24 protein-coding genes are annotated in these 26,268 nt (G+C 56.3%); 2 read left to right on the top strand and 22 right to left on the bottom strand.

The window, feature by feature from the left end; all coding sequences use genetic code 11:
- Positions 1-25: 25 nt before the first annotated feature.
- Positions 26-901 (top strand): translation elongation factor Ts, encoded by an 876-nt coding sequence (tsf, locus tag J7413_RS01535; protein ID WP_209095720.1) that lies wholly within the window; start codon positions 26-28, stop codon positions 899-901.
- 171 nt (positions 902-1,072) lie between these two features.
- Here the strand turns inward: tsf and J7413_RS01540 are convergent, their stop codons facing one another.
- From J7413_RS01540 to J7413_RS01595, 12 genes are all read right to left on the bottom strand, one after another.
- Entirely contained in the window at positions 1,073-2,878 is a 1,806-nt protein-coding gene (locus J7413_RS01540) for a methyl-accepting chemotaxis protein (protein WP_209095721.1), read from the bottom strand.
- A gap of 577 nt (positions 2,879-3,455) precedes the next feature.
- On the bottom strand, positions 3,456-4,220 hold the full coding sequence (locus J7413_RS01545; RefSeq protein WP_209095722.1) for a LuxR family transcriptional regulator: 765 nt from the start codon (positions 4,218-4,220) through the stop codon (positions 3,456-3,458).
- 320 nt (positions 4,221-4,540) lie between these two features.
- Complete coding sequence (phoB, locus tag J7413_RS01550; protein ID WP_209095723.1) at positions 4,541-5,230, bottom strand: phosphate regulon transcriptional regulator PhoB; 690 nt, start codon at positions 5,228-5,230, stop codon at positions 4,541-4,543.
- 23 nt (positions 5,231-5,253) lie between these two features.
- Entirely contained in the window at positions 5,254-5,949 is a 696-nt protein-coding gene (phoU, locus tag J7413_RS01555; protein WP_209095724.1) for a phosphate signaling complex protein PhoU, read from the bottom strand.
- Positions 5,950-5,961: 12 nt separating this feature from the next.
- Complete coding sequence (gene pstB / locus J7413_RS01560) at positions 5,962-6,759, bottom strand: phosphate ABC transporter ATP-binding protein PstB (RefSeq protein WP_209095726.1); 798 nt, start codon at positions 6,757-6,759, stop codon at positions 5,962-5,964.
- 17 nt (positions 6,760-6,776) lie between these two features.
- Positions 6,777-8,132: a phosphate ABC transporter permease PstA gene (gene pstA, locus J7413_RS01565; RefSeq protein ID WP_209095727.1), complete on the bottom strand. Its 1,356-nt coding sequence runs from the start codon at positions 8,130-8,132 to the stop codon at positions 6,777-6,779.
- The gene (pstC, locus tag J7413_RS01570; RefSeq protein ID WP_209095728.1) at positions 8,129-9,601 is read right to left on the bottom strand and encodes a phosphate ABC transporter permease subunit PstC; all 1,473 of its coding nucleotides are present in this window, start codon (positions 9,599-9,601) and stop codon (positions 8,129-8,131) included. Before pstC ends, pstA begins: the two co-directional genes overlap by 4 nt.
- 90 nt (positions 9,602-9,691) lie before the next feature.
- Positions 9,692-10,729: a substrate-binding domain-containing protein gene (locus J7413_RS01575; protein ID WP_209095729.1), complete on the bottom strand. Its 1,038-nt coding sequence runs from the start codon at positions 10,727-10,729 to the stop codon at positions 9,692-9,694.
- A gap of 151 nt (positions 10,730-10,880) precedes the next feature.
- Positions 10,881-11,969: an ATP-binding protein gene (locus J7413_RS01580; protein ID WP_348538710.1), complete on the bottom strand. Its 1,089-nt coding sequence runs from the start codon at positions 11,967-11,969 to the stop codon at positions 10,881-10,883.
- A 134-nt stretch (positions 11,970-12,103) separates the two neighbouring features.
- Positions 12,104-12,625, bottom strand: a complete 522-nt coding sequence (locus J7413_RS01585; protein ID WP_209095730.1) for a gamma carbonic anhydrase family protein — start codon at positions 12,623-12,625, stop codon at positions 12,104-12,106.
- A complete protein-coding gene (gmk, locus tag J7413_RS01590; RefSeq protein WP_209095731.1) occupies positions 12,625-13,266 on the bottom strand; it encodes a guanylate kinase in 642 nt (213 codons plus the stop codon). The genes J7413_RS01585 and gmk overlap by 1 nt, the downstream gene beginning before the upstream one ends.
- Positions 13,267-13,270: 4 nt before the next feature.
- Positions 13,271-14,161: a YicC/YloC family endoribonuclease gene (locus J7413_RS01595; RefSeq protein ID WP_209095732.1), complete on the bottom strand. Its 891-nt coding sequence runs from the start codon at positions 14,159-14,161 to the stop codon at positions 13,271-13,273.
- 235 nt (positions 14,162-14,396) lie between these two features.
- On the opposite strand from J7413_RS01595, the gene J7413_RS01600 reads away from it, so the two are divergent.
- Positions 14,397-15,095, top strand: a complete 699-nt coding sequence (locus J7413_RS01600; RefSeq protein WP_209095733.1) for a PAS domain-containing protein — start codon at positions 14,397-14,399, stop codon at positions 15,093-15,095.
- A 157-nt stretch (positions 15,096-15,252) separates the two neighbouring features.
- On the opposite strand, the gene J7413_RS01605 is transcribed toward J7413_RS01600, so the two are convergent.
- The 10 genes from J7413_RS01605 to J7413_RS01650 form a co-directional block, all read right to left on the bottom strand.
- Positions 15,253-15,972, bottom strand: a complete 720-nt coding sequence (locus J7413_RS01605) for an alanyl-tRNA editing protein (protein WP_209095735.1) — start codon at positions 15,970-15,972, stop codon at positions 15,253-15,255.
- Entirely contained in the window at positions 15,969-18,401 is a 2,433-nt protein-coding gene (locus J7413_RS01610; protein ID WP_209095737.1) for a DUF3772 domain-containing protein, read from the bottom strand. Before J7413_RS01610 ends, J7413_RS01605 begins: the two co-directional genes overlap by 4 nt.
- A gap of 15 nt (positions 18,402-18,416) precedes the next feature.
- Positions 18,417-19,454 (bottom strand): cysteine synthase A, encoded by a 1,038-nt coding sequence (locus J7413_RS01615; protein WP_209095739.1) that lies wholly within the window; start codon positions 19,452-19,454, stop codon positions 18,417-18,419.
- A gap of 58 nt (positions 19,455-19,512) precedes the next feature.
- Entirely contained in the window at positions 19,513-20,646 is a 1,134-nt protein-coding gene (locus J7413_RS01620) for an NUDIX domain-containing protein (RefSeq protein ID WP_209095741.1), read from the bottom strand.
- A 3-nt stretch (positions 20,647-20,649) separates the two neighbouring features.
- The gene (locus J7413_RS01625) at positions 20,650-21,084 is read right to left on the bottom strand and encodes a TrgA family protein (protein WP_209095743.1); all 435 of its coding nucleotides are present in this window, start codon (positions 21,082-21,084) and stop codon (positions 20,650-20,652) included.
- Positions 21,081-22,292, bottom strand: coding sequence for a cyclopropane-fatty-acyl-phospholipid synthase family protein (locus J7413_RS01630; RefSeq protein WP_209095745.1), 1,212 nt, complete (start codon positions 22,290-22,292; stop codon positions 21,081-21,083). The genes J7413_RS01625 and J7413_RS01630 overlap by 4 nt, the downstream gene beginning before the upstream one ends.
- A gap of 63 nt (positions 22,293-22,355) precedes the next feature.
- Positions 22,356-23,786: a deoxyribodipyrimidine photo-lyase gene (locus J7413_RS01635; RefSeq protein WP_209095747.1), complete on the bottom strand. Its 1,431-nt coding sequence runs from the start codon at positions 23,784-23,786 to the stop codon at positions 22,356-22,358.
- Positions 23,787-23,855: 69 nt separating this feature from the next.
- The gene (locus J7413_RS01640; protein ID WP_209095749.1) at positions 23,856-25,076 is read right to left on the bottom strand and encodes an aminotransferase class V-fold PLP-dependent enzyme; all 1,221 of its coding nucleotides are present in this window, start codon (positions 25,074-25,076) and stop codon (positions 23,856-23,858) included.
- A gap of 84 nt (positions 25,077-25,160) precedes the next feature.
- Positions 25,161-25,577: an HIT family protein gene (locus J7413_RS01645; RefSeq protein ID WP_209095751.1), complete on the bottom strand. Its 417-nt coding sequence runs from the start codon at positions 25,575-25,577 to the stop codon at positions 25,161-25,163.
- A gap of 123 nt (positions 25,578-25,700) precedes the next feature.
- Positions 25,701-26,144, bottom strand: coding sequence for a hypothetical protein (locus J7413_RS01650; protein WP_348538711.1), 444 nt, complete (start codon positions 26,142-26,144; stop codon positions 25,701-25,703).
- Positions 26,145-26,268 lie beyond the last annotated feature (124 nt).

Here is a 26,268-nt window from a genome sequence, read left to right on the forward strand (position 1 = left end):
CCAATTCTGACGAGGAGAGCCTAAGATGGCGATCACAGCAGCAATGGTTAAAGAACTGCGCGAGATGACCGGCGCAGGCATGATGGACGCGAAAAAAGCGTTGACCGAAACCAATGGCGATCAGGAAGCAGCAATCGATTGGCTGCGCACCAAAGGTCTGGCGAAAGCGGCCAAGAAATCCGGCCGTACCGCTGCCGAAGGTCTGGTGGCTGTCACTGTTGAAGGTGGCAAAGGTGTTGCGGTTGAGGTGAACTCCGAAACCGACTTCGTTGGCAAAAACGCGGACTTCCAGTCCATGGTTGCCAAAATCGCTGGCGCAGCGATCAACGTTGCTGACGTTGACGCGCTGAAAGCAGCGGATCTGGGCGGCAAAACCGTTGAAGAAACCGTAACCGACGCTGTTGCCACCATCGGTGAAAACATGTCCGTGCGCCGCATGGCGTCCGTAGAAGGTGACGTTGTGACCTCCTACGTGCACAACCCAGCGACCGACGGCATGGGCAAAATCGGTGTTCTCGTGGCGCTGAAAGGCGGCGACGAAGCATTCGGCAAGCAGGTTGCCATGCACATCGCAGCGGCCAACCCTCAGGCCCTGGGCGAAGCAGACCTCGACCCAGCCATCGTTGAAAAAGAGAAAAACGTTCAGATCGAGATCGCACGTGAATCTGGTAAGCCAGAGCAGGTGATCGAGAAGATGATCGTGGGCCGCATGAAGAAATTCATGTCCGAAGTGACCCTGCTGGGCCAGAACTTCGTGATCAACCCTGACCTGACCGTTGAAGCAGCTGCCAAAGAAGCAGGTGCGGAAATCGTTGGCTACGTCCGCATGGAAGTGGGCGAAGGCATCGAGAAGAAAGAAGAAGACTTCGCAGCAGAAGTGGCCAAAGCCGCTCAGGGCTAAGCCCCTCTGAAGTCGACGACTTTGAACGCCGCACACTCTGTAGTGTGCGGCGTTTTTTTGTGTCTGTTTATTAATCTCAGCTCTCGGCCAACTGCGCTTCTTTGGCAGCACTAAAACCGAAAAAGGGGCCCGCATCCGGACCCCCTATAAGAACAAGCATCAACGATTGATCTAAGCTGCTGCGCTGTGCCCATTGGCAAGTGATCTGTCGCTCACAACCACCGCGTCTTGCTCAATTTCGAAAACAGCCAGATGCGCGATGAGCTCTTCAGAGTTGTCCTCAAGCGTGGCGCAGTGCTGTTGGGTCTGCTCAACCATCTCTTTGTTCTGTTGCGCGACACGATCCAGTTGCTCGATGCCAGTGCTGACATCTTCAATCGTGCTGGATTGTTGGTCCACGACCTGTGCGATTTCTTCAACCATATCGGAGATCCCGCCAACCTTGTCAGCAATGCTCTTAAGCTCGTCACCCATGCGGCCAACCAAATCAACGCCTTCCGTAACCTGGCTCGAACTGAGCGCGATGAGGTCTTTGATCTCCTGCGCAGACTCAGTGGATCTAAGGGCCAGCGAACGTACCTCAGAGGCGACAACCGCAAATCCACGACCAGCTTCACCTGCCCGAGCGGCTTCCACCCCTGCGTTCAACGCCAGCAAATTGGTTTGGAACGAAATATCCTCAATCACCGAAATGATTGCCGAAATCTGGTTCGAAGAACCTTCGATCTTCGACATCGAGTTCACGGCCATCGACACAATGCCACCGCTCTGATCTGCTTCTTTGCGTGCTTCGGATACGATACGTTCGACCGAGCGCGCGTTTTTCGACGCTGATTTTGCGCTGATGGTCAGATCCTCCATCGCGGAGGTCGTTTCATCCAATGTGGACGATTGGCTTTCTGTACGCTGTGCAAGTTCCTGTGATGCACCGGCCAATTCAGAAGAGAAGTGTTTCACAGACTCAGAATTGCGATGAATTGCGCCCAAAAGCGTGTTCAACTTCTCTGCCGAGGTGTTGAAGTCTTTGCGAAGCACATCCATGGCGCCAGCAAACGCATCATCCAGACGATAGGTCAAATCGCCCTTGGAAAGCTCTTTCAGCCCCATGCCAAGTGCGGTCACAACGGTCTCCACCTGGCGCGCATTCTCGCGGATCTCTTCTTCTTTGCGCTGATTACCCTCAATCGCCTCTCGAAGCGATGAAACCACTCGTGCCAACGCGCCAATCTCGTCTTTTCTCTGTCCAAGACTTTCATCGGCAGTCACATCACCTTCAGCCATGCGCCCCAAGAGTGCCTGAAGATGTGATACTGGGCGGGTCACCGACAGCGTTACGTATCGCGCAGCGAACACAGAAAGTGCGACAGCCGCCAAGAGAATGAGCGTCACATGCAGACCAAAGCTGTCAAGCGAGGCAGTGACAGTCGAACCGGCAGAATGATTGGCCGCTTCTTCGAAATCAATGAACTCATTGATCACATTCAACCAGTCCGAAAACAGCGGAGAGACTTCTTGCAACAGAGTAATCGCCTGCGCTTTGTGTCGCGGATTTCCTGAAGAGATTTTGTTGATGATTTCATCAACCAACGGATTGGTCTCCGCTTGAACCAGCGCAATACGCGCTGCGATTTCTTTTTCTTCAGGGCGCACGGTGGCCGTGTCCGCCAATAGCTTTTCGAGCTGCTTTTCATTTTCAGCATAAGTGGCAGCCAAAGCATCGATCAGCGCAACCTGCGCATCGCGATCTGGGCCCGCCTGCAACAGCACCACATCCCGAATAGCAATGGCGCGGTCGTGAACGCTGCCGCGAAAATTGATTGCATGGCGTTGTTTGACCGAATTGACTTCGTTGATTTGCGCGAGTGTCTCGCGCGCTGCTTCAACGCGCCAGACCGCGACAATGGCAAGCCCCACCATAAGGGCAAGCATAAAGGCAAAGGTCACTGACAAACGGGCACCGATGGCGAGATTTTTCATCTCTGTCTCCAATTCAGGTGAATTCATGTCGATGGCCATCCCCGCCATCGCTTTTGTAAGGAGCTAAATCTGAGATCAGGCATAAGAAACCGTTAAAATGCCCTATGAAACTACAACTCACACCGCATTAGACTGCAGCCGAGTTGCCCTCGATTTCAGGGCAATTTGAGGCACGCGTCGCACGTGGATGACATTGGGTTAACAGCAGAGTAGGGCGCATATACGCGCAACTTCTTGTCGCACAACGGTGATAAGAGGCCCTGTTTCAATCAGGCCGACTAAGGCAGACTGATCAATGCCCACATAAAAAACGGCGCCACCAAACGGTGACGCCGCTCTTTCCACGGCCTCCAAAACATGGGGATGGGGAGGCCACCGAAATTGTTAGCTTATGGCCAAAATAAACCTAAGCTAACGTCCGGGTTGTGTACCGGTCGACACGGAGAGCCTCGAAATTACGAAGATCAGCGCCGATATGTTCCAAGGCCAAAGCCACCACTCACGGAACAATTCGATATTGCCATTCTGACAAATAACCAACAAGTCAGGGATACCATACTAATGACGCTATAATGCGTCAGTTTTGGCCTTCAAGCAAGTAAATTTGTCGCATGAACGAAGCCTTGAGCAAAGCCTGGGCTGTGGTCTCCACATTCATGGCGTCTCGGGCCAGCCGCAAATGCTTCTCAACTGTCGCGGGAGTGCGGCCAATCAGCAGTGCAATATCCTGAATGGTTTTGCCATCGCCAACCCATTCCAGCACTTCTCTTTGACGATTCGTCAGTTCCCGTTCCGGATTTTTGTAGGGCAGGGACTGGATCTTCAGATGCGCCACATTATTGAACAATGAAATCTCGCGGCCATGTGTTTCCCAAAGTTCGTCAACTTCGTATTGCGCCAGGTCAGAGCGCGCGCCAAGTGAGATCGCGCCCTTGTGGCGCGATGAAACCGTCGGGAAACTCACGGTGTAGCCAGCGTGCAACCCAAACTGTTGGTTCACCTGATACACTTGGATTTGTTTTTCGGTTAAATTGCCCGCTGCAAAGGCGTTCTGGATGATACTCCAACTCTGTGCGCCTGCGTTATCAAGTGACCACTTCATCATCGGGCCGTCAAAGTACAGGCCTTCACCGATGTATTTATCCAGATAGGCACGCTCATGATTGGAGAGAATGAAAAAGTCTTCAACATCACCCAATGACATGCCGCTGCGATAGTTGGTGTAGCCATAGATGATTTTGTCAAAACCATAGGTTGCCATCTTGGCGCAGTGCAGTTCCCAAAGCGCCTCAAGGCTGGTCTGGTTCATTACAGTTTCGACGTAGTCCAACGCTTCGTCCATCAGTGCATCCACAATACAACGGCGCAATCAAGTACAGCACAGAGGAAATCTGGTGCGCTTGTCGGCAAGTTTACAACTGTCGTCAGGTTCGTTCATCCCCACGAACTAATCCTAAAGGTATCGTAAATCTTTCCTAAGTGTCCAGAGGGGTAAGATAGTTGTTTTGACCATTTGGTTTAATGACATAATACCAATTATAAGACTTAAGGATTGACTACTAAAATACTAATTCCCACCCTCGCTAAACGAAAAACGAGCTCACTTTCAATGCGTTGCGAGGCACATCCAATGCGCCTCGTACCTCTCGTCAAATGTGGCGCCTATCCAAGCGCATAACCGGCGCCGCGCACCGTGCGCAGCGGGTCATTGCCCCCATGCACACACAGCGCTTTGCGCAGACGACCGATATGTACATCTACCGTGCGGCTGTCGACATAGATGTCGCGTCCCCAAACCCGATCCAACAGCTGTTCACGGCTCCAGACACGACCAGGCTTTTCCATAAACGTAGCCAGCAGACGAAACTCTGTCGGCCCAAGCCGCAACGCTTCATCAGAGCGTGTCACCCGGTGAGTTTCGGCATCCAAAATGATGTCTTCATATGTGAGCGTCTGGCCAACCGACGACGGACGCACGCGGCGCAGCTGGTTACGCACCCGTGCCATCAGCTCCATCACTGAATACGGTTTGACAACATAGTCATCAGCGCCGGTTTCAAGCCCACGCACACGGTCAACCTCTTCAGACCGCGCCGACAACATGATCACCGGAATGTCTTTGGTCTCCGCGCGTGTTTTCAGACGCCGACAGATTTCGATGCCAGATGTGCCCGGCAACATCCAATCCAGCACGATGATGTCAGGCTGCACCTCCTGCACCATCAACAGCGCTGTGTCGCCATCCGCGGCGGCCTCCACGTCAAACCCTTCGGCCTGAAGGTTGTAACTCAGAACTTCACGCTGTGCCGGTTCATCTTCTACGACGAGAACGGTGGGATGATCTTTGGCCATCTTCTTTGCCTCTCTATCTCTCTTTAGGCCTCAAGCCGTGTGGCTTTGGGGCGCGCCTCTTCAGGCATGGAACCGGTCACCAGATAAATCACCTGCTCGGCAATTGCGGTCACATGGTCGCCCATGCGCTCGGTGTTTTTTGCCATGAAATGCAGGTGCATACAGGGAGTGATGTGGCGGGGATCTTCCATCATGAACGTCAGGAATTCACGGAACAGCGCATTGTACATCTGGTCAATGCTCTGATCACGCTCAAGCACGTCTTGTGCCAGCGCCACGTCGCGCTGAATAAAGGCATCCAGCACATCTTTCAGCATCAGCTGCACTTCCTGCGCCATCCGCCGCAGAGAGCCATGCGCGCCCTCAATCTGTTCCATATGCACCAGCACCGCTGTGCGTTTGGCCATGTTCTTGGCGTAGTCGCCAATACGCTCAAGGTTGCCAGCGATTTTCATCACAGACAGCACAACGCGCAGATCGACCGCCGCAGGCGCACGCAGCGCAATCAGATTGGCGCAAAGCTCATTGATCAGGTCTTCAAGCGCGTCAACGGCCTTGTCACCTTGCCGCACTTCAGCAGCCAGCTCTTCGTCACGGTTCTGCATGGATTTGGCCGCATCGCCAATCGCCGCCTCAACCAGGCCGCCCATTTTCATCACATGCGCCTGAATGCCTTCGAGGTCGCGGTCAAAGGCGGAAGCAATATGTTGATCGTTCATAATACGGTCTCCTTAGCCGATCCGGCCAGTGATATAGCTTTCAGTGCGCTCGTCTTTTGGGTTGGTGAAGATCTGCGAGGTGTCGCCAAACTCCACCAGATTGCCCAAATGGAAAAACGCGGTTTTCTGGCTGACACGCGCGGCCTGCTGCATGGAGTGCGTCACAATCACCACGGAATACTGGTGGCGCAGCTCATCAATCAGCTCTTCCACCTGCGCGGTGGCAATCGGGTCCAAAGCAGAGCACGGCTCATCCATCAGCAGCACTTCAGGCTCAGTCGCCACAGCGCGTGCAATGCACAGACGCTGTTGTTGACCACCGGACAGCCCCGTGCCCGGCGCATGCAGACGGTCTTTCACCTCATCCCAGATTGCACCACGGCGCAGGGATTTCTCCACGATCTCGTCCAGATCCGCCTTGTTCTTGGCCAAGCCGTGAATACGCGGGCCATAGGCGATGTTGTCGTAAATCGACTTGGGGAACGGGTTTGGCTTTTGAAACACCATGCCGACTTTCGCGCGCAGCTGCACCGGATCGACGCGTTTGTCATAGATGTCTTCGCCATCAATCAGGATGTCACCTTTCACACGGCATACATCAATTGTGTCGTTCATCCGGTTGATACAGCGCAAGAATGTGGATTTACCACAACCCGATGGGCCGATGAAAGCCGTCACGGCCTTCGCATCAATCTCGACGTTCACGTCTTTGATGGCATGGGTGTCACCATAATAAACCTGCACGTTGCGGGCGGAGATTTTGGTTGCGTTCTGGTCCACGGCGGCCCCCAGTTCAGCTTGGTCATACATATTGTTCAATCCTTTGCTTACCAACGGCGCTCAAACCGGCGGCGCAGGATAACTGCGAGAGTGTTCATTGAGATGAGGAAGATCAACAAAATGATGATCCCGCCCCAGGCGCGTTCATAGTAAGCTGGGTCAGCGCGCTTCGCCCATTCGTAGATCTGTGCCGGCATGGCAGAGTTCGGATCCAGCAGGCCGCTGGCAATACCGTCCGGCGCGTTGGACGCGATATAGCCCACCATCCCGATCAGCAGCAGAGGTGCTGTTTCACCGAGTGCCTGCGCAAGACCAATGATGGTGCCGGTCAGAATACCCGGTGCAGCCAGCGGCAGCACATGGTGGAACACCGATTGCATTTTAGAGGCCCCTACCCCCAGCGCCGCATCACGGATGCTTGGTGGCACAGATTTCAGCGAGGCACGGGTCGAAATGATGATGGTTGGCAGCGTCATAAGCGTCAGCACCAAACCACCGACCAGCGGCGCGGATTGCGGCAGATGCATGAACTGGATGAACACCGCGAGACCCAAGATACCAAACACAATGGATGGCACAGCCGCGAGGTTGGAAATGTTGACTTCGATCAGATCTGTCAGGCGGTTCTTAGGCGCAAATTCTTCGAGATAAATCGATGCGGCCACCCCCAACGGCAAGGCAAGGAACAGCACCACAAACATCATGAACAGAGAGCCCAGCATGGACACACCGATCCCGGCTTGCTCCGCGCGGCTTTCGGATGCATCCGCACCAAAGATGAAGGCCGGGTTGAAGGTTTTGGCAACCACGCCCGCTTCCAGCAGCCCATCCACGATGTCGAGGTGCTCGGCGTCGATGTTCTTGTCGCGTGCCAGATGCTCACGTTTCACACGGTCTTTCAGATAGCCATCCACACGGCTCGACGCGAGGAACTTGAACTCCACCGTCTGACCAATCAGTGCCGGGTTTTCGATCACCGCCGCACGCACTTGGCCCGCAGCAGACGCTGAAATCAGCGCCTTCATCTCTTTGGATTTGGTCAGCGGTGTCTCGATACCTGCCTTCTGCACTTCGGCAAGAACAGCTTTTTGAATCAGCGGGTTATAGCCAAAAGTTGACACTTTCTTAATGTCATCAATGTTGCGGTTGCCCTTTTTATCGAGCTTGGCCTCATCCAGATAGACCGGCACGGTCAGGAAGGTCTGCTGAAACGCGCCCAGACCACTGGTCAGGATCGCAAACAGCAGCACAAAGAGGAACGTGATACCGGTGGCAATGGCGGCCACGCCATAGGCGCGAAACCGTTTCTCTGCCGCATTGCGCTTTTTGGTGCGCGCATCCAGCGTGGTCAGAGAGCCAGACTGCGGCTTTGCGCCATCGGTGGGAAGGCTTGCGTCGGTCATTCGTACTGCTCCCGGTACTTACGGACGATGTAGAGCGCGAAAACATTCAGCGCCAAGGTCAGAACAAAAAGGGTGATCCCAAGGGCAAAGGCCACCAGGGCTTCTGGCGATGCAAAGTCAGAGTCGCCTGTCAGCTGAGAGACAATCTTGGCGGTCACGGTGGTCATCGCTTCAAACGGGTTGAGCGAAAGCCGGGCTGCGGCCCCTGCCCCCATGACCACAATCATGGTTTCGCCAATCGCGCGACTTGCGGCCAGCAGGATCGCACCCACAATACCCGGCAAAGCGGCCGGCAGGATCACCTGTTTGATGGTTTCAGATTGCGTCGCGCCCAGCCCGTAAGAGCCATCGCGCATCGCCTGTGGCACCGCGTTGATGATGTCATCAGACAGTGAGCTGACAAAGGGGATCAGCATGATGCCCATGGCGATGCCTGCGGTCATCACCGCGCGGCCACCACTCATCCAGCCTGCGCCATCATCGCCAAAGACCGACACCAGAAGCGGCCCAATGGTCAGCAGCGCAAACAGACCATACACAATGGTCGGGATCCCGGCGAGGATCTCCAGCAGCGGCTTGGCAATGCCCCGCACGCGTGGTGTCGCGTATTCCGACAAGTAGATCGCGGCAAACAGCCCAATTGGCACCGCCACCAGCAACGCAATGAAAGAGATATAGAGCGTGCCCCATAGCAGTGGCAGAATGCCCAGCTTGGAGGCGCCCCCCCGGCCAGAGAAGCTCGGCGCCCATTCCAACAGCGTGAAGAAGTCCGCCGCAGGATAGAGGCGGAAGAATTCGGCAGTGTTGAACACCAGAGACAGCACAATGCCGATCGTGGTCAGGATCGCCACAGAGGCTGCCGCGATCAAAAGCGCCAAAATGCCTTGTTCCACGGTGTTGCGCGCTTTGTAGTCTTTGTCGGCCTGCCGAATGGCAAAACCTGCGGCACCAAGGGAGAGAAGCAAAGTAAGCGCTGCAAGGATAAGGCTGCCAGTGCTCGTCATCGTACGATAGGCCTGCGCCGCATGCAGTATCGGCTGGGTGATCGCAGAGGTCACAACCTGCCCGGCCTCTTTCAGGCTGGCAGTCAGCGCTTCAACATCGGCCCCTGCATCAAGAGACAGCTCTTCAGAGATCACGCCAGCAGCCACAGCGTTGTTCAGCCCCTCGGCGGTGCGGCGCACTTCGGCCATCACCAGACCAATGCTTGAGCCTTCTTTGATCTCACTTTCTGGGATCATACCAGCAATGCTGTTTTGAATCACAAGCGGTTGCGCGATCAACCAGACAACGATCAGCCCAAATGCAGGCGCCGTGACTTTCATGAACACGTTCCAGCCATAGTAATTCGGCAGGGAATGCAAGGCGCGCGCGTCACCACCAGCGCTGCTCAGGGCACGCTGTCTCCCAAAAACAAAGCCGACGATCGAAATCGCCAGCACAATCACGCAAAGCCAGATAACAGGCATATGTCCCCCAGAAGTCTTTTTCTCAAGACAGATTGGAAAGAGGCGGCGACAGGCGCCGCCTCAGATGTTTTATCGACTTAACAGTCGGGATCAGCTATCGCCACCCATGGTTTTTTCAGCCGCGACTGCGTCCTGAGTTTCAACCAGCGCAGGGTCGGATACGAGGCCGTACTCAGCCAGAGGGCCGTCTGGGCCTGCAATCTCGTCAGCGACGAAGAACTCAGCGTATTCTTTCAGGCCAGGGATCACGCCGATGTGCGCTTTCTTCACGTAGAAGAACAGCGGGCGGGACACTGGGTATTCACCGGTGGAGATGGTTTCGGTGGAAGGCTCAACGCCTGCCATGGTCGCCACTTTCAGCTTGTCGGTGTTGTTCTCATAGAACGCCAGACCAAACACGCCGATGCCGTTTGCGTTGGCGTCGATAGACGCCAGGGTCTCGGTGTAGTCACCGTCGATGTCCACGGCGCGGCCATCAGACATCACTTCCAGACATGCGTCTTCTGCATCGTCCTCAGACATGCCAGCCGCCATCATCGCTTCAAAAGCGCCAGTGGCTTCACAGCCAGCTGCAACCACTTTCTCTTCAAACACTTCACGGGTGCCGTGCTTAGTGCCTGGGATGAAGGCCAGAATGTCTTCCGCAGGCAGATCCGCGTTGAAGTCAGACCATTTCTTGTGTGGGTTATCCACCAGCTTGCCGTCCACCATCACTTTTGGCGCCAGCGCGTTAAAGATGTCAGACTGGGTGAAAGCGGAGTAGTCAGGGCCGTCCAGCTGGGAGGCAAACACGATGCCGTCATAGCCGATGCGCACTTCGATGATGTCAGTCACACCGTTTTCTGCGCAGGCTTTGATTTCTTTATCGCGGATCTTGCGGGAGGCATTCGCAACATCGGTGTGCTCGGTGCCAACACCTTGGCAGAAACGCTTCAGACCAGCAGAAGAGCCACCGGATTCAACAACCGGTGTTGGGAAGTCGAAGTTTTCGCCAAAAGCTTCAGCAACGATGGAAGCATAGGGCAGAACGGTGGAAGAACCGGCGACCTGAACTTGGTCACGCGCCGCAGCAGAGGTGGCGGCAACGGCCGCGATGGCCAGAGCAGAGGCAGTCAGTTTGACAGACATTAGTATAACTCCATGTGTTTAGACTGTTCTGTTTCAGTCTCACAGCGCGGTCTAATGCGCCTGTTCGAAGCTTTTGTGACGGCTATGTAACAGCTGTATGACAGCGGCCAAGAAAATATGTCATTTCGCAAAAAACAATATTGCCAAAAGGTTACTTCAAAGGAAGCAACACATTGAAAACGCTACCTTTACCCAGCTCGCTTTTGATATGCATACGGCCCCTGTGACGGTTAACAATATGTTTTACAATGGCGAGCCCAAGACCCGTGCCGCCCATCTCCCGCGATCTATGAGAATCTATGCGGTAAAAACGCTCCGTCAGACGGGCAATATGCACCGAGTCGATTCCCGGCCCATCATCACGCACCGAAAGCGCATATCCCGGCCCCATCACGCCAACCCCGCTGCGCTTTTCTGCTAGGGTGACCGTGACAGTGGTGCCCGGGCCGCCATACTTCAGCGCATTTTCCACGAGATTCGTGACCACCTGCAAAAGCTGGTCCGCATCCCCAGGCACCACTGCCTCTTCTCGCACCTTGTCATACACCAAGGTGCAACCAGCCTCTTCCGCCATAGGCCCAAGGTTTTGCAACACAGACCGGATCACCTGATCCAGATCGACCGGATCCGTGGGGCGCATTCGCGACACTTCCTCCACACGGCTGAGTGACAAGAGATCACCGACCAGACGATTCATCCGGCTCGCTTCCGCCGACATAATGCCCAGAAACCGATCCTGTGCCTTAGGATCAGCCCGCGCTGGCCCCTGAAGGGTTTCCACAAATCCCAGGATCGCTGTCAGTGGCGTACGCAGTTCGTGGCTCACATTGGCCACAAAATCTCGACGCATCTGATCAAGCTGCTGAACCTCTGTGACATCCTGAAAACAGATCAGCACACCTTTGAAGCTTTGCCCACTGCGCGGCATACTCAATCCGCGCGGGCCGCTTGCTTCAGGGGGCAATGTCACTGGCGCGCAGCTGACATCATAGCGGTGTTCCTGTGGCCCTTCGCTGTGCAGATAAATCGCGCGATGCGTCTCCCCATCCCGCAGACAGTCTTCAACGGCCGCGTTCAGGCTTGGTTGACGAAACACCAAAATCAAGGGCCGGTCATCGTCCGCATGAGGATTCAGTTTCACCGCCGCCGCATTGCCACCCACAATTCTTGCCCGGCTGTCCACCAGAACAGCGGGAAGAGGAATCGCATCCAAGTATGATCTGTAAAATTCGCGCTGCACGTTTGCCTCATATCTTCAAAAGGCCCGGCCAAAACGGCCAGGCACCGTTTGCAGGCTCAAATCTTAGCAACGTAACAGGAATATGACATGCCACCCTATCTAAAGAGAAACTGTCACAAATCGCGATGCGCGAGTCAGATTGCGCGCAGCCCGGACTTATAGCGTAGAAAATTCTCCTGATAATGCAGCGCTGACAAGCGCAGCTTTGCAATCGCCGCCTCATCCAGCTGGCGCACCACCTTTCCGGGCGTGCCCATCACAAGGCTGCCATCAGGGATCTCTTTGCCTTCCGGGATCAGCGCCCCTGCCCCGATCAGACAGTTTTTGCCGATCTTGGCCCCATTCAGGATGATCGCGCCCATGCCAATCAGGCTGTTCTCGCCGATCGTGCAGCCATGCAGCATCACCTTATGGCCAATGGTGCAGCCCGCGCCAATGGACATCGGAAAACCCATATCCGTGTGCAGCACACAGTTTTCCTGCACGTTGGAGCCAGCGCCAACCCGGATCTCCTCATTGTCTCCACGCAGCGTGCTGCCAAACCAGACAGAAGCACCAGCCTCAAGCACCACATTGCCAATCAGATTGGCATCCGGCGCACACCAGCTGTCTTCATCCTGCTGAGGGCGCACCCCGTCCAGTTCATAAATCGGCATCAGGACATCTCCTCAAACTGCATCTGCAACTGGCGCACATGATCCTGCAGCTCTGGCTGCTGAATACGCCGCATCCGCTCCGCTTCCACAATGGTTTTCAGCTTGGCTTCGGTCTCATCCAGATCGTCATTGACCAGCACATAATCATAGTAGCCCCAGTGGCTGATCTCATCCCAGCTCTTGAGCATACGCTTGGCGATCACATCTTCGCTGTCCTGCGCGCGGGTTTCCAGACGGCGGCGCAGCTCCACAATCGACGGTGGCAGAATGAAGATCGACAGCGCATGTTTGCCCAAATCCGAATTGCGGATCTGAATTTCACCTTGCCAGTCCACGTCAAACAGCACGTCCTGACCATTGTTTATGGTGTCCCGCACCGGTCCCGCTGGCGAACCATAGAAATTGCCAAAAACGTGGGCGTGCTCCAGCATCTGCCCTTCGGCAACCTGCGTTTTAAACTCTTCTTCTTTCATGAAGAAATATTCGCGCCCATGCTCTTCACCTGGGCGTGGCGCACGTGTGGTGGCAGAGACCGAAAACTTCAGCCCCGGATCCCAGGCCATCAACCGCCGCGCCAGCGTTGATTTCCCTGCGCCGGAGGGGCTCGACAAAATGATCAAAAGGCCGCGTCTGTTGGTCATGCTCTCATTCCACGTTTTGAACCTGTTCCCGCATCTGATCTATCACAGCTTTGAGGTCCAGCCCAATCCGCGTCAAATCCACCGATTGTGCCTTTGAACACAGCGTATTGGCCTCCCGGTTGAATTCCTGCATCAGGAAATCGAGTTTGCGACCAACCGGGCTGCCTTGGGCAATCAATCCGCGTGCGGCCTCAACATGGGCGCGCAGCCGGTCCAGTTCTTCCATCACATCCGCTTTCACCGCCAATATGGCCAGCTCTTGCGCCACCCGGGTTTCATCCGCACCTTCGGTGTTTTCCAGCACCCGCGCCAAATTGCTGCGCAACGCATCGGCACTCTCTGCCCGCCGCGCTTCCGCCGCCGTCGCGGCCTGCGACGTCAGCGCATCGATTTGCGCCAACTGGTCAAGCAGCACCGTTTGAAGCGCTTGTCCTTCTTGCTGGCGCATGGCCGTAAAACTTTCAAGCAACGCAGGCACCTCTGCCATCAAAGCCGTCAAAAGCGCCTTTGTGTCGGTGTCCTCAGAGGTGGTTTCCATCATGCCACGCAACCCCAAGAGATCGCTCGCTTTAGAGGGCGCCAAAGCGACACCTGCGTCTGCCGCCTGTGCTTCCGCCGCCTTGATCGCCCCCAGCACCGCGGCCAGTTGGCCAGCATTCACCGACAAAGTGCTCTGTTCCTCATTGCGCTGAATACGCAATGACAGGTTCACACTGCCCCGTGCCAGCGCTTTGGACAGCGCCGCTCGCAAAGCAGGCTCAAGCCCCTCAATCCAGTCAGGGAGACGCAGGCGCAGATCCAGCCCCTTCGCATTCACACTGCGCAGATCCCACGTCCAGCTGTGCCCCAGTGCATCACCCTTATGTGACGCGTATCCAGTCATCGACTCCAGCATCTGCACCCTCCTGCGGCTAAGCTGTTGACGCAGCTAAATCTATTCTACTGCGAAGCGCAATGTTAACGCGTTAAAGCGTTAACCATTTCTCGCATTTTTTAGCGCAAACAAAATAAAATATGACATAAGTGATTTACGAGTTGTAAACACTCTCTGTATCGTCAGATAAAATATAGCGAACGAGAGCTTCTACGTACGAGTGCAGACCAATACGAAGGTTTACGGGGAGAAGGTTGTGAGAATTTTTGGAGACGGGAAATCAGGCGCGGCCAAAGTGCACAGCATTGAGGTCATGCAAGAGGTGAAAACCTACTGGGAAAGCCTGCGCAACGGCCACCCAATTCCTTACCGCAGCGATGTGGACCCACGCCGCATTCAGAAGCTTTTGAAACATGCTTTCATTCTGGAACGCATCGCACCGGGCATGGCACGCCTGCGTGTCTCCTGCAACACCCTGTCTGATGTGATGGACATAGACATGCGCGGCATGCCGATGTCTGCGCTGATCAATGGCGCCTCCAGAGACAGCTTTGCCGAGGTGCTGGAGCGCGTCTTCTCCGCCCCTGCGGTTGGACGCGTGGAGCTGACAACACGCCGCAGCTTTGGCCGCTCGGGCCTTCAGGGTGAAATGATGCTCCTGCCGCTGCGCAGCGACTCTGGCGAAGTGAACCGCATTCTGGGCGCAATCACGATTGATGGTGAGCCGACACGCAGCCCACAGCGCTTTGATATGGAAGGCAGCTTCTTGCGCCGCATCGAAATGGGCAGCGAAAAGGCATCGGATCCGATCGCAACAATCTTGCGCCCACAGAAAGTCTCGATGCCGAAATTCGATCCAGCCACGCATTTTGCGCAGGCAGACGAAACACCAACGAAAACAACTTTGGAACCCACCAAACATGCCCATCTGCGGCTGGTGGTCTCCAACACCTAAATCAGAACAAACCGCAGGAGAGCGCTCCTGAGGTTACGGAAAAGGCGGGGTCTACTGGTCATGGCACCTCGCCTTTTTTCGTGTTTTACCCAGAAGAAAACTGCCAAATTCGTCCGCGAAAACCGCAGGTTCATGTAGGTCGAGTGTCGGTTGGGCCTTAGCCCTCCAGATGCAAATACACCCGCCGGTTCTGCCGCCCTTTTTTCTCGATCTTCCCAATCCGCACACGCCCAATCTCGGCGGTGCTTGCCACATGGGTGCCGCCACAAGGTTGCAGATCGACCTGCTCATCGTTTGAGCCAATCCGCACCAGACGCACACGACCCGCACCTTTGGGCGGGGCAACAGACATGGTTTTCACAAGCCCCGGATTGGCCTCAAGCTCCGCATCGCTGATCCAGCTTTCCGAAATCGCAAAATCCTGATCAATCAGCGCATTCAATGCCTCGGTCAGCGCCTCTTTGTCTTCAGGCGCCTCTGGCATGTCAAAATCAAGCCGCCCTTTCTCCGTGCCGATAGAACCGCCCGTGACAGGCAAAGGGATCACCACGGACAGCAGATGCAGTGCCGTATGGACTCGCATGTGACGATGACGGCGCGGCCAGTCGAGCACCTGCATCACCTGCGCCCCAACCGGCGGCAGTTCAGAGGGCTCCGAAGGCACTAGTGCAATGCCGCCTTCCGGCACTTTCACTGCGGTGGCAATCTTCAGGCTTTTGCCATCCCAGCGCAACATGCCGCTGTCACCGGGTTGGCCTCCGCTGGTTGCGTAAAACAGCGTGCCATCCAGCAACACCCCACCCTCAGGTGTGTGCCCCACCACCTCTGCAGATGCCTCTTTCAAATAGGCATCTTTCAAAAACAGCAGCTCGCTCATCGTGCATCTCCCCCATCTGCATCGCCATCCGCATCCAGATCTTCGAAATCAGGTGGTGTCGGTGACGGAATGTCCTGTCCCTTGGGGAGAGCCGCCGCCGTTTCGGGCGATTTGGGTGCGTCACTCTGCAGAACCTCAGGGTTGCGCAACCAAACATCACGCTGCGCAAAGGGAATTTCGATCCCTTCCTCGGCAAACCGCCGCGCGATTTCATGATTCATATCGCTCTTGACGGTCAACACCCAGTTTACATCCCGCAGGATCGCACGGATCTCAAAATCAAGCGAGTCCGCACCAAAACCCTGAAACACCACCGCAGGGCCGGGATTGGCCAGCACCATTGGGTGGGCTTCTGCAATCTCGCGCAAAATGCCCTCAACCCAACGCGTATCCGTGCCATAGGCCACACCAACCGGCACAATCACACGCCCAACCGTGTTGCCGCGTGTGTAATTGGTGACCGTGTTGGACACGAGGTCGGAGTTTGGCACCACAACATCTGTGCGATCAAAGGTTTCAATGCGCGTTGCCCGCACCGAAATATCGCGCACATAGCCCATCTGGCCGTTGACCTCGATCCAGTCCCCTTCGCTCACAGGGCGCTCAATCAACAAAATGATGCCACTGACAAAGTTGGACACAATGGTCTGCAACCCAAAACCAATGCCGACAGACAGCGCCCCGGCAAACAGCGCAATGTTGCTCAGGTTGATGCCAGCAACGCTCAAAGCAACCAAAGCCGCAAGGAAGATACCGACATAGCCCGCTCCAGACACAACTGCGGTCTGGCCGCCGACATCAAGCCTCGTCTTCGGCAGCACATTGTCGCGCAGAAAGCTCTGGATCAGTCGCGTGATCGTATGACCAATCGCATAGACAATGATCAGCAACAGAATGGTTTTTGGGGCCAGCACCAAGTCGCCAAAGGCAAATCCTGTGGTCAGCGCCTCCCAGCCCTGCCGCAAATGCGTGATTTGCGCACCCCAACACAGGGCAAACACAGGTAGCGACAAAATCGAAAGTGCTACGCCCGTCAGCACCGAGCCAAGGGAGCCCTCGTCATCGGAATCTCGTCCACTCAGTGCGGCAAATATTTTCTGGATAACGCGTTGTGCCACCAACAGAAACGCCACCAGAAATACCGAGCGCACACTGGAAAACACAATGTAGCTCGCCCCACGTGTCAGACCACCAAGCGACAGCAATGTCCCGGCAATTGAGACCAGGATCATGTAACGGCTCAGCATATAGATGAGCTGCCCAACGGCGGACAGCGGTGCATCCTCTTCCTTGCGCATCGTTCGGGCATGCCGCGACACCAGAATGGCCAACCGAGACAGAAACAAACCAGCGGCAATGGTGAACAGACAGAACACAACCGCCTCAGTTCCAGCCGTCCAGTTCTCATAACGTGACAGCTGTTGCAGCATTGTGCTCAACGCCAGAATGGCCCCAAGGCCGACACTCGCACGCCGCCCCTTCGCTTTGTCCGCGGCGGTCAGGTTCAATGAGAGCAGCGGGTGCTCAACACGGGAGAAAACACGCTCTCCCAACCACCGCGCTGTCAGCAACTCAAAGGTCATGATCGGCAGGTTCGCCAAAATCACATCGCCTCTCAGCCCAGGCAAATCCGTCGCATAAACCGCTTTTGAAAACGCAAAAACGCCAAGCATCGGCAAAACGACCTGCCCATAAGACAGCAGGAACGCAAAAACCCAGCGCATCGCCGACAGCTCCGGGCGCTGGCGCATCACCAAATTCAGGGCGGCATCGGTCCATTTTGTGCCACGCGACAACAGCACGAAACTGATCGCCAGATAGAACAGCATGGTCGGCAATGAGTGTCTCAACTCATGGCTTTGGCGCTCATGTCGCCAGCCCGACTGAAATTCCAGTGCAACAACCCGGAATGTGTCCAGCACCTGATCTAAGGCAGGCCACCACAATTGCGGATTCAAAGGAATTGGACCAAGCTCCAGCAACATCGCAGCCTGGCGCCCCCTAAGGAGCACATCAATCGATCGGATCAGCTGTTCCGCCTCGCTTGAGGCCAACTCTGCCCGTCGCACAGGCGCTTGAGCCGATGACAGATCCAGCTGCAATTGCCGTCGTTCATCTGCAATATCGTCGGCTTCGCCGCCTTCAGGCACCGGGCCAAGTCGATTGAGTTGTGCTTCAAGCGTGGAGACGGAAATGCGGGTCCGCGAACTCTCCGAATTAAAGGTATCGCGCCACCCGACCAATTGTTCGCGCAGCGTATCCATCGCCGCTTCAGAGGCGCGGTCATTGTCGATCGCCTCTGTGGCGCGGTCCACGACCTTGCGCCACGCATCGTAATCCGGCTCTTGCGCGCCCTGCGCCCAAGCCATTGAAACAAAAAGCGACAGACAGGTCAGCGCTATTGCAAAGTATCGGCTCAGTGCGCGCATGTGCTTATTACGCTCTTAAACGTCTTCAAATACACCCGGAATGCTGGAAGGGCCTGTGTTGCCCAGCCATTCCGGTGTTGGCAGACCTTTTTCTTTCAGGAACGCCGGGTTGAACAACTTGGACTGATAGCGTGTGCCATAGTCACAAAGGATCGTCACAATGGTGTGGCCCGGGCCCATCTCTTTGGCCATGCGCACCGCGCCCGCGATGTTCACACCAGAGGAACCGCCAAGGCACAGCCCTTCTTCCTGAAGCAGATCAAACACATAAGGCAGCGCTTCCTCATCAGAGATCTGATAGCTCATGTCCGGCGTGAAGCCTTCGAGGTTCGCGGTGATACGTCCCTGACCGATGCCTTCGGTGATAGATCCTCCTTCGGATTTCAGCTCACCAGATGTGTAGAAGCTGTGCAGCGCGGCACCCATCGGATCTGCCAGACCGATTTTCACGCCTTTGCCCTGAATGGCTTCCGCCACACCGGCCAATGTGCCGCCTGACCCAACTGCGCAGATAAAGCCATCCACCTTGCCTTCGGTCTGGGTCCAGATCTCAGGCCCAGTGGTCTCGACGTGCGCCTGACGGTTGGCGACATTGTCAAACTGGTTCGCCCAGATCGCGCCATTTGGCTCCGTCTTGGCCAGCTCCGCCGCCAGACGCCCGGAATACCGCACATAGTTGTTGGGGTTGCGATAGGGCGCGGCTGGCACCTGCACCAATTCCGCACCTGCAAGGCGCAGCATGTCTTTCTTTTCCTGAGATTGCGTCTCTGGGATCACGATTACGGTTTTGAACCCCATTGACGCACCAACAAGCGCAAGGCCGATGCCGGTGTTGCCCGCCGTGCCTTCCACAATGGTGCCGCCCGGCTTCAGATCGCCGCGCGCCAGCGCATCTTTGATGATATACAGCGCCGCGCGGTCTTTCACCGACTGGCCAGGATTCATGAATTCCGCCTTGCCGTAAATCTCACAACCGGTCGCCTCGCTCACCTTGTTGAGACGGATCAAAGGGGTGTTGCCGATTGCTTGGGCAAGATCACGGGCAATATGCATGTTGCGCGGTCCTCTTATGGATGTTTGAGAACCTGTGTAGGCAAGGCCGCGCCGGAACTCAAGCGGTCCCGCGCAGGCGATCACGATGCCGTGCCAGCCAAAGCGCCGCCAGCACCAAAGGCGTGTTCACCAATTGCATGGTGTCGACCATCTGCATCAGTTCCTCATAGCTGAAGAGAAACGAGCGGATGTCCTCGGCCTCATGCGCCAGACCTGACACACCCGTGACGTCATCAGGCAGATCTGCAATACCGACATAGATGTCATAAAACTCCGTCGTACACCCGGGCGAGGCGTAGGCATGCGCAACCTCATGTATTTCACCAATCGTCAGCCCCGCTTCTTCCTCCGCCTCCCGCCGCGCCGTATCCTCCGCGGTTTCCGCCGCATCAATCCGCCCTGCAATCGGCTCAAGCTGCCAGGGCAAGGCATCCCCCCGCAAAAACGGCCCCATGCGGAATTGCTCGATCAGCAAAACCCGGTCGCGCACCGGATCATAGGGCAGCAGGATCACCGCATCAGTGGCCACAAAAACCGCACGTTCTACCGGTTCGCTAAAGCTGCCATCGTAGCGCCGAAAGCGCAGGTCCACCTCTTCCAGCGCAAAATACTTGGCATAAGGACGCCGCAGGGACACATCGGTCACATCCGTGCGGTGCATGCCGCCCGGGCTCAGCGCCGTATTGCGGGCCTGTGCGGCCGCCTTCGCCATCGCCCGCGCGCGGATCATTGGCAACATGCGGTCCACTTCGGCCCGGCCGCGCGTGCCAAAATAGCTCATTTCCTCCACCGCGCCAAAAACCGCGGCAACGCCATAGGTGTTCTGCCAATCTGCCAGCGACCACGGCCCATCTGGCGCCCATGCGCTGTCTTCGCTCTTAAACACCTCAGCCGGCTTCAGCACCGCCGCCCCCTCAAGGGTGACATGCACAGGCGCAAGGTCATAGTCAAAGCCGCCTTCGTAATACTCAAGCCGCGCCACATCCGCCTCTGTCAAACCACCCAGCCACAGCCCCTCCGCCGCACTGCCTGCCTTTGATTTGATGATTGGAAAATCCTGCCCCTGCACCGCATAGACCGCGTGGTCCCGCAGGATTGCCGGCGCAATCTGCAAAGCGTCAGAAGGTTTCCCCAGCACAGCCTCAAGCAAAGGCACGTGTCGCAACGTACCATAAACAAAAAGATTTTTCATATGTCAGCCCCAGCGTCGATGCGCAAAATTTGTAAGATATCCACTCACGATCGCCCCAACCACAAGTGTGATCAAAATTGGCGTCGCGCTCAAATACAGCCCATAGTCCAGCGCAATCGTGACCACAGCCTCCATCGCCTCAACAGGCTCATCAAAATGGCGGCGCAGCGCCAGCCGCAACATTTCGATCAATCCAAACAGCGCAAGTCCCCAGAACACGAGCCAGAACACGCCAAGGATACCAAGTTCCAGAGAGCCAACCCTGCCCGCACGGCGCCCCATGATCCGCCATCCAACCAAAACACCAACAGCGGCAGCAATCAGGGTCATATGGCCCGGGTCAGATCCTTCGGGCATCTGAGGCTTTACGAATTCGGCCACCAGCCCGCCAATGAAGGCAAGGCAGATGGCCGCAATCAGTTTGTTAGATGTTGTCATGTACTCGGTTTGGAAATTGTGATCTGTGTTACGTCACAACTTCCACTGTGAAACGCCGCCGCACAAGAGGTTAGATAAAAATTCCACATCCGGCGGAACCTGTCATCAAACCCCATGGGCTGAATGCGATCCCATTGCGCATTAAACGTGTCATACCAGCGCCGCAGCGTTTGACTGTAGCTTTCACCAAACTCAATCGACCCTGACAGAAGAAGCCCCGCCTTGCGCACCTCTTCCTTAAGCGCGGTTGGACTTGGCAACATGCCGCCCGGAAAGATGTATTTCTGAATGAAATCAACACCTTTTCTGTACTCTTCAAAACGGCTTTCGGTGATTGTGATGATCTGCAAAGTCGCCTTTGCACCGGGCTTCAGACGGTCGCGCACCGTTTGAAAATAGACCGGCCAGTACTTCTCTCCGACGGCTTCAAACATTTCGATGCTGGCAATACCATCATAGTGCGCGGTTTCATCGCGATAGTCTTGCAGCTTGAAATCCACCAGATGTGACAGCCCCGCCTTTTCAATGCGCTCCTGCGCATATTTCAGCTGCTCTTCTGATATTGTCAGCCCGGTCACACGCAGCCCGCGCTCCTTGGCGGCATATTCCGCAAAACCGCCCCAGCCACAGCCAATTTCAAGCACATGATCGCCGGGTTTGACGCCCATCTGATCCACCATAGACGCATATTTGGCAATCTGCGCCGCCTCCATGCTCTCTTGCCCGGTTTCAAAGATCGCAGAGCTATAGGTCATCGTGTCGTCCAGCCAGAGCCGATAGAACTCGTTGCCCAGATCGTAGTGATAGCTGATGTTTTTCTTGGCCTGAGATTTGGAATTGTTGTTCATCCAATGGCGCATGCGCTCATAAGCACGCACGAAGAACATACCGGGAAACCCATCATAAAGTGCGTCATTGTCCGCGCGCAGAAAATCGAAAAACGCCTGCAGATCCGGACTGCTCCACCAGCCTTCCAGATAAGCTTCAGAAAACCCAAGTTCCCCCTCGCGCATCAGGCGGCCAAAGGTATCTCCGTTGTGAACATGCATCTCACAAACCGGCCCGGGTTTGGGGCCCTCTGCGCGGAACACGCGGCCATCCTCCAAAACAAAATCAATCCGGCCGTGATTGATCTTTTGCGCCGTGGCAAAAACGGCTGAAAAATAGCGCGGTAAGTTGGCCTCACCTTGTGTCGAAGTCAGGATCATCGTTCCCCCTCCCCTTTTGTGTAGTCTGAATCCTAGGCGCAGAAACCGCCTAGCGGCAAGAAATTATTGAGTTTTGAAAGCCTCATACGCGGCCAAGGCGCGCGCACGCCCTTCGGGCAGGCTGACGATCGGTTGCATCTGTGGGCGCGTAAAACTGGCTTCCCAGCTGACGGGCATGGCCTGAAAAAACGTCTGCGCTGTAGCGCTGCCTTCACCGTCTTTGTGGCTGAACCAACGCCTGCGATAGGTCTTCTCAGGATCAAACTTGTCTGCCTGCGTGTCAGGGTTGAAGATCCGAAAATAAGGCGCTGCATCGGGCCCACAGCCCGCAACCCACTGCCACCCCATCGCGTTTGACGCAGGATCCCAATCGATCAAGCACTCGGCAAACCACTTGAGGCCAAGCTTCCAATGCATCCGCAAGTGCTTTGTCAGATAGCTGGCCACAATCATCCGTGCGCGATTGTGCATCTTTCCGGTGATGTAGAGCTCACGCATGGCTGCGTCCACCACAGCCACGCCTGTACGGCCCCGGCACCAGGCCTGAAAATGCGGATGATCGGGATCCTCAGACCATTCAAACTGATCCCAGCCATCGCGCCAATTTGCATGCGGAAGCTGCGGAAAATGCCACAACAAGTGCCAGGCGAATTCGCGCCAAACCACTTCTTTGAGGAAATGTTCCGCCCCTACTGCCCCCTGCTGCATCGCCCGGTGCCCACCATGCCAGAGCTGCGCAGGGCTGACCTCGCCAAATGTCAGCGCATCTGACAAATCCGAGGTCGCCGCACGATCCAGAAAATCTCGTGCCACTTGATACGCGGCGACCTTTTCTTCCAGAAACGTCGAGAGTTTGGCCTGCGCGGCGGCTTCCCCAGCCTGCACATGCGCCGCCACAACCGCAGCACCACGTCGCATGTCTTTTGACAAACCCCACGCGCTCAGGGTCTCACTCTGCGGCCAAACCGATGGTGCCTTCAGATCAGGGGCACGCAATGGCGCGTCCACCACACGGCTGCGCACGGCCTTCCAAAATGGCGTATACACCCGATAGGGCATGCCCTGACCTGTCTGGACCGTCCACGGCTCAAACAGAAGGGTCCCTTCAAAACTCTCAGCTGACAGACCTGCCTGTTTGAGCGCGGCTTTCACCTCGGTGTCACGCGCCACCCAATCAGGTGCATAGGCGCGGCTCCAGTGTACTGATTTTGCGCCCACCTCTTGGGCAAGCTGCAACAGAACGTCGGTCGCGCGCCCACGGCGCAGGATGAGCTGCATCCCACGCGTTTCCAGATCCGCGGCCAGCGCTTCTAGTGACATCTCAAGCCGCTGCTTGGAAGCCGCGCCGAGCCCGCGCACCTCGTCATCCAGCACAAACACTGGCACCACAGGCCCCCGTTCCGCCGCGGCTGTCAAAGCGCGGTTGTCACTCAGTCGCAAATCGCGTCGAAACCAGTGAATCGTTGCCGTGTCTTGGGTGTGGTTCTGCGCCAAAGTCTTGAGGTCCTGTCCTGTATTCTTCTGATTTTACGGGACATTACCAAAGTCAGATCACACTTTGGATCACAAAATCGCGTCCAATGCCTCAATCAGCTGCGCCACTTCTTCTTCTGTGGTGTAATGCACAAAACTGACCCGCAGCACGCCGTGCTCTGCATCCACATTCATACCCTTCAGCGCCCGCACCGCGTAAAAGTCTCCGCCCCCAGCCATAATACTGTGCTGCGCCAGACGCTCTGCCAGAGCCGCACCCGGTGCCTGCGCCACCAACGCAACAGTGGGCGCCCGGTCTGCTGCAACATCCGGCCCCAGCAGACGCACAGAGTTGCGCGCCGATGCAAAGTCCAACAAAGGCTGCAAAAGTTTGGTCTCATGGCTGCGCATCAACCCATGCACCGCTGCCCCGGTTGCCGCCATCGTCTCGCCCAGCACACCATGATGCGCCGCAAGTGCTTCAAAATAGTCCACCATACCGGCGCAGGCCGCAACCTGCGCATGATCGGGACCGGCCGGTGTGAATTTCTTATAAAGCGTATCGGCGTTGAAGTAATGCGCCTGATTGGGCAACAGCTCCCCAAGGCTGCGCCGCATCACCATGATCCCCTGATGAGGGCCATAGGTCTTATAGCTGGAAAACAGATAAATATCAGCGCCCAACGCCCCCACATCTGGCAAGCCATGCGGCGCATAACTCACGCCATCCACGCAGACAAAAGCACCAGCCGCATGGGCCAGCGCCGTGATCTCCGCCACCGGATTGATCTCTCCAATCACATTGGAGCAATGCGGAAAACACACCAGTCGCACCCGGTCATCCAGCAGCTCTGCCAGCGCCTCAAGATCCAGATGCCCGGTCTCAGGATCCACACGCCATTCGCGCACGTCGATCCCCTCGTCCGCCAGCCTGCGCCAGGGGCCACTGTTGGCCTCATGATCTTGATTGGTCACAACGATGGCATCGCCGGGATCCATCCATTTGCGAAATGCCTGCGCTAAAACATAGGTGTTCTGCGTGGTTGAGGGCCCGAAAGACACTTCATCGGTGCCAACCCCCATCAGGCCCGCAAGACGGCTGCGCGCCTCATCCATCTCTGCCCCAGCAAGCTCAGAGGCGCGGTATGGCGCATAGGGTTGCACTTTGCGCTCGCGGTAGAACCGCGTCAGACGCTCAATCACCGGGGCACAGGTATAGCTGCCCCCGGCGTTCTCAAAAAATGCCTGACCGCGCAGGGTTTCCTCAGAAAACGCCGGGAATTGGCCGCGCACAAAATCGATATCAAGCATCTGTTGTCTCCTCCATCACTTAGGGCGGAGAAGAGCGCTGATGTAAGGCGAGGTCAAGCGTGGAAACACACGCAATGGCGTCGCTTAGGCCAAGGCTGCCCGGATCTTGTCTGCCTGCGCCTTCAGCACGTCAAAATCCGCCATCGTGCCAGGCGGGCGCAAGCCCACACCCTCATGACGCGGCAACACGTGGTAATGCAGGTGGAACACCTCCTGCCCACCGGCGGCTTCATTGAACTGCTGCACCGTGACCCCTTCGGCGTCAAACGCCTTCATCACCGCATGTCCCATCTTCTGCACCGTGTTCAGACAGGCCGACAGCTGCGCAGGCGTCGCATCCAGCATATTGCGGCAAGGCGTCTTGGGGATCACCAAGCAATGGCCATCCGCGCGTGGCATGATGTCCATGAACACATAGGTGTCTTCATCCTCATAGAGTTTCTCGCTTGGGATCTCGCCCCGCAGGATCTTCGCAAAAATATTGTCGGTGTCATAAGCCATGGCCACGCCGCTCCGCTGTGGTGGTGTTCGTCGGCCGCCAAGGTGCCTTTGCCATTCCCGGAGTGCAAGCCGAATTGCAGCGACCTGCACCGCCGGATCTGGTCCGTTTGTCACGCCCGATGGTCAGAAACTCATCCGAGCATCCGCCGCCATCATCGCCGCCGCCATCGCACCGGGTTTGGCCACACCAACCCCCTCCAGAAGGATCTCCGGCCCCTGCCCCCGTCCGGGCAGATACAGGGCGCAGACCTCAACCCTTGCACCGGGCATGGTCATGATCTTTTGCATCAGCCCCTGCGGGCTCACATCCATCGGCGGTTGCCCCGCTGTGGCGCTCTTCGGCGCATCTTTCAGCGCCAAATCGCCCCCGGCATCACACAACAGCACATGCGGAGCTGCCCCCTGTTGCGCCGCCTGCAACGTCAACACCATCGCCATCAACTGCGTCTGCGGTGCGGCCTCTGTCAGAATCGTCACCAGCTTGGGCGCCTCCTGCGCTGAAACAGCCCCGGCACAGAGGCAGAGCGCAGCGGCAGTATTGGCGAGTATGGTTTTCAATCGGGTCACAATGGCATCCTTTCATCCATAAATCAGATAGAGGCCCGCAGCGGAATGTTGCGGTGGCCTCTCTGGATGTCACAGCACCACAGGGCGATCTCAGCGCCTTTGATCCAAATCATATACATTCACT

It is taken from the genome of Shimia sp. R10_1 (assembly GCF_017744095.1).
Classification (GTDB): domain Bacteria; phylum Pseudomonadota; class Alphaproteobacteria; order Rhodobacterales; family Rhodobacteraceae; genus Shimia.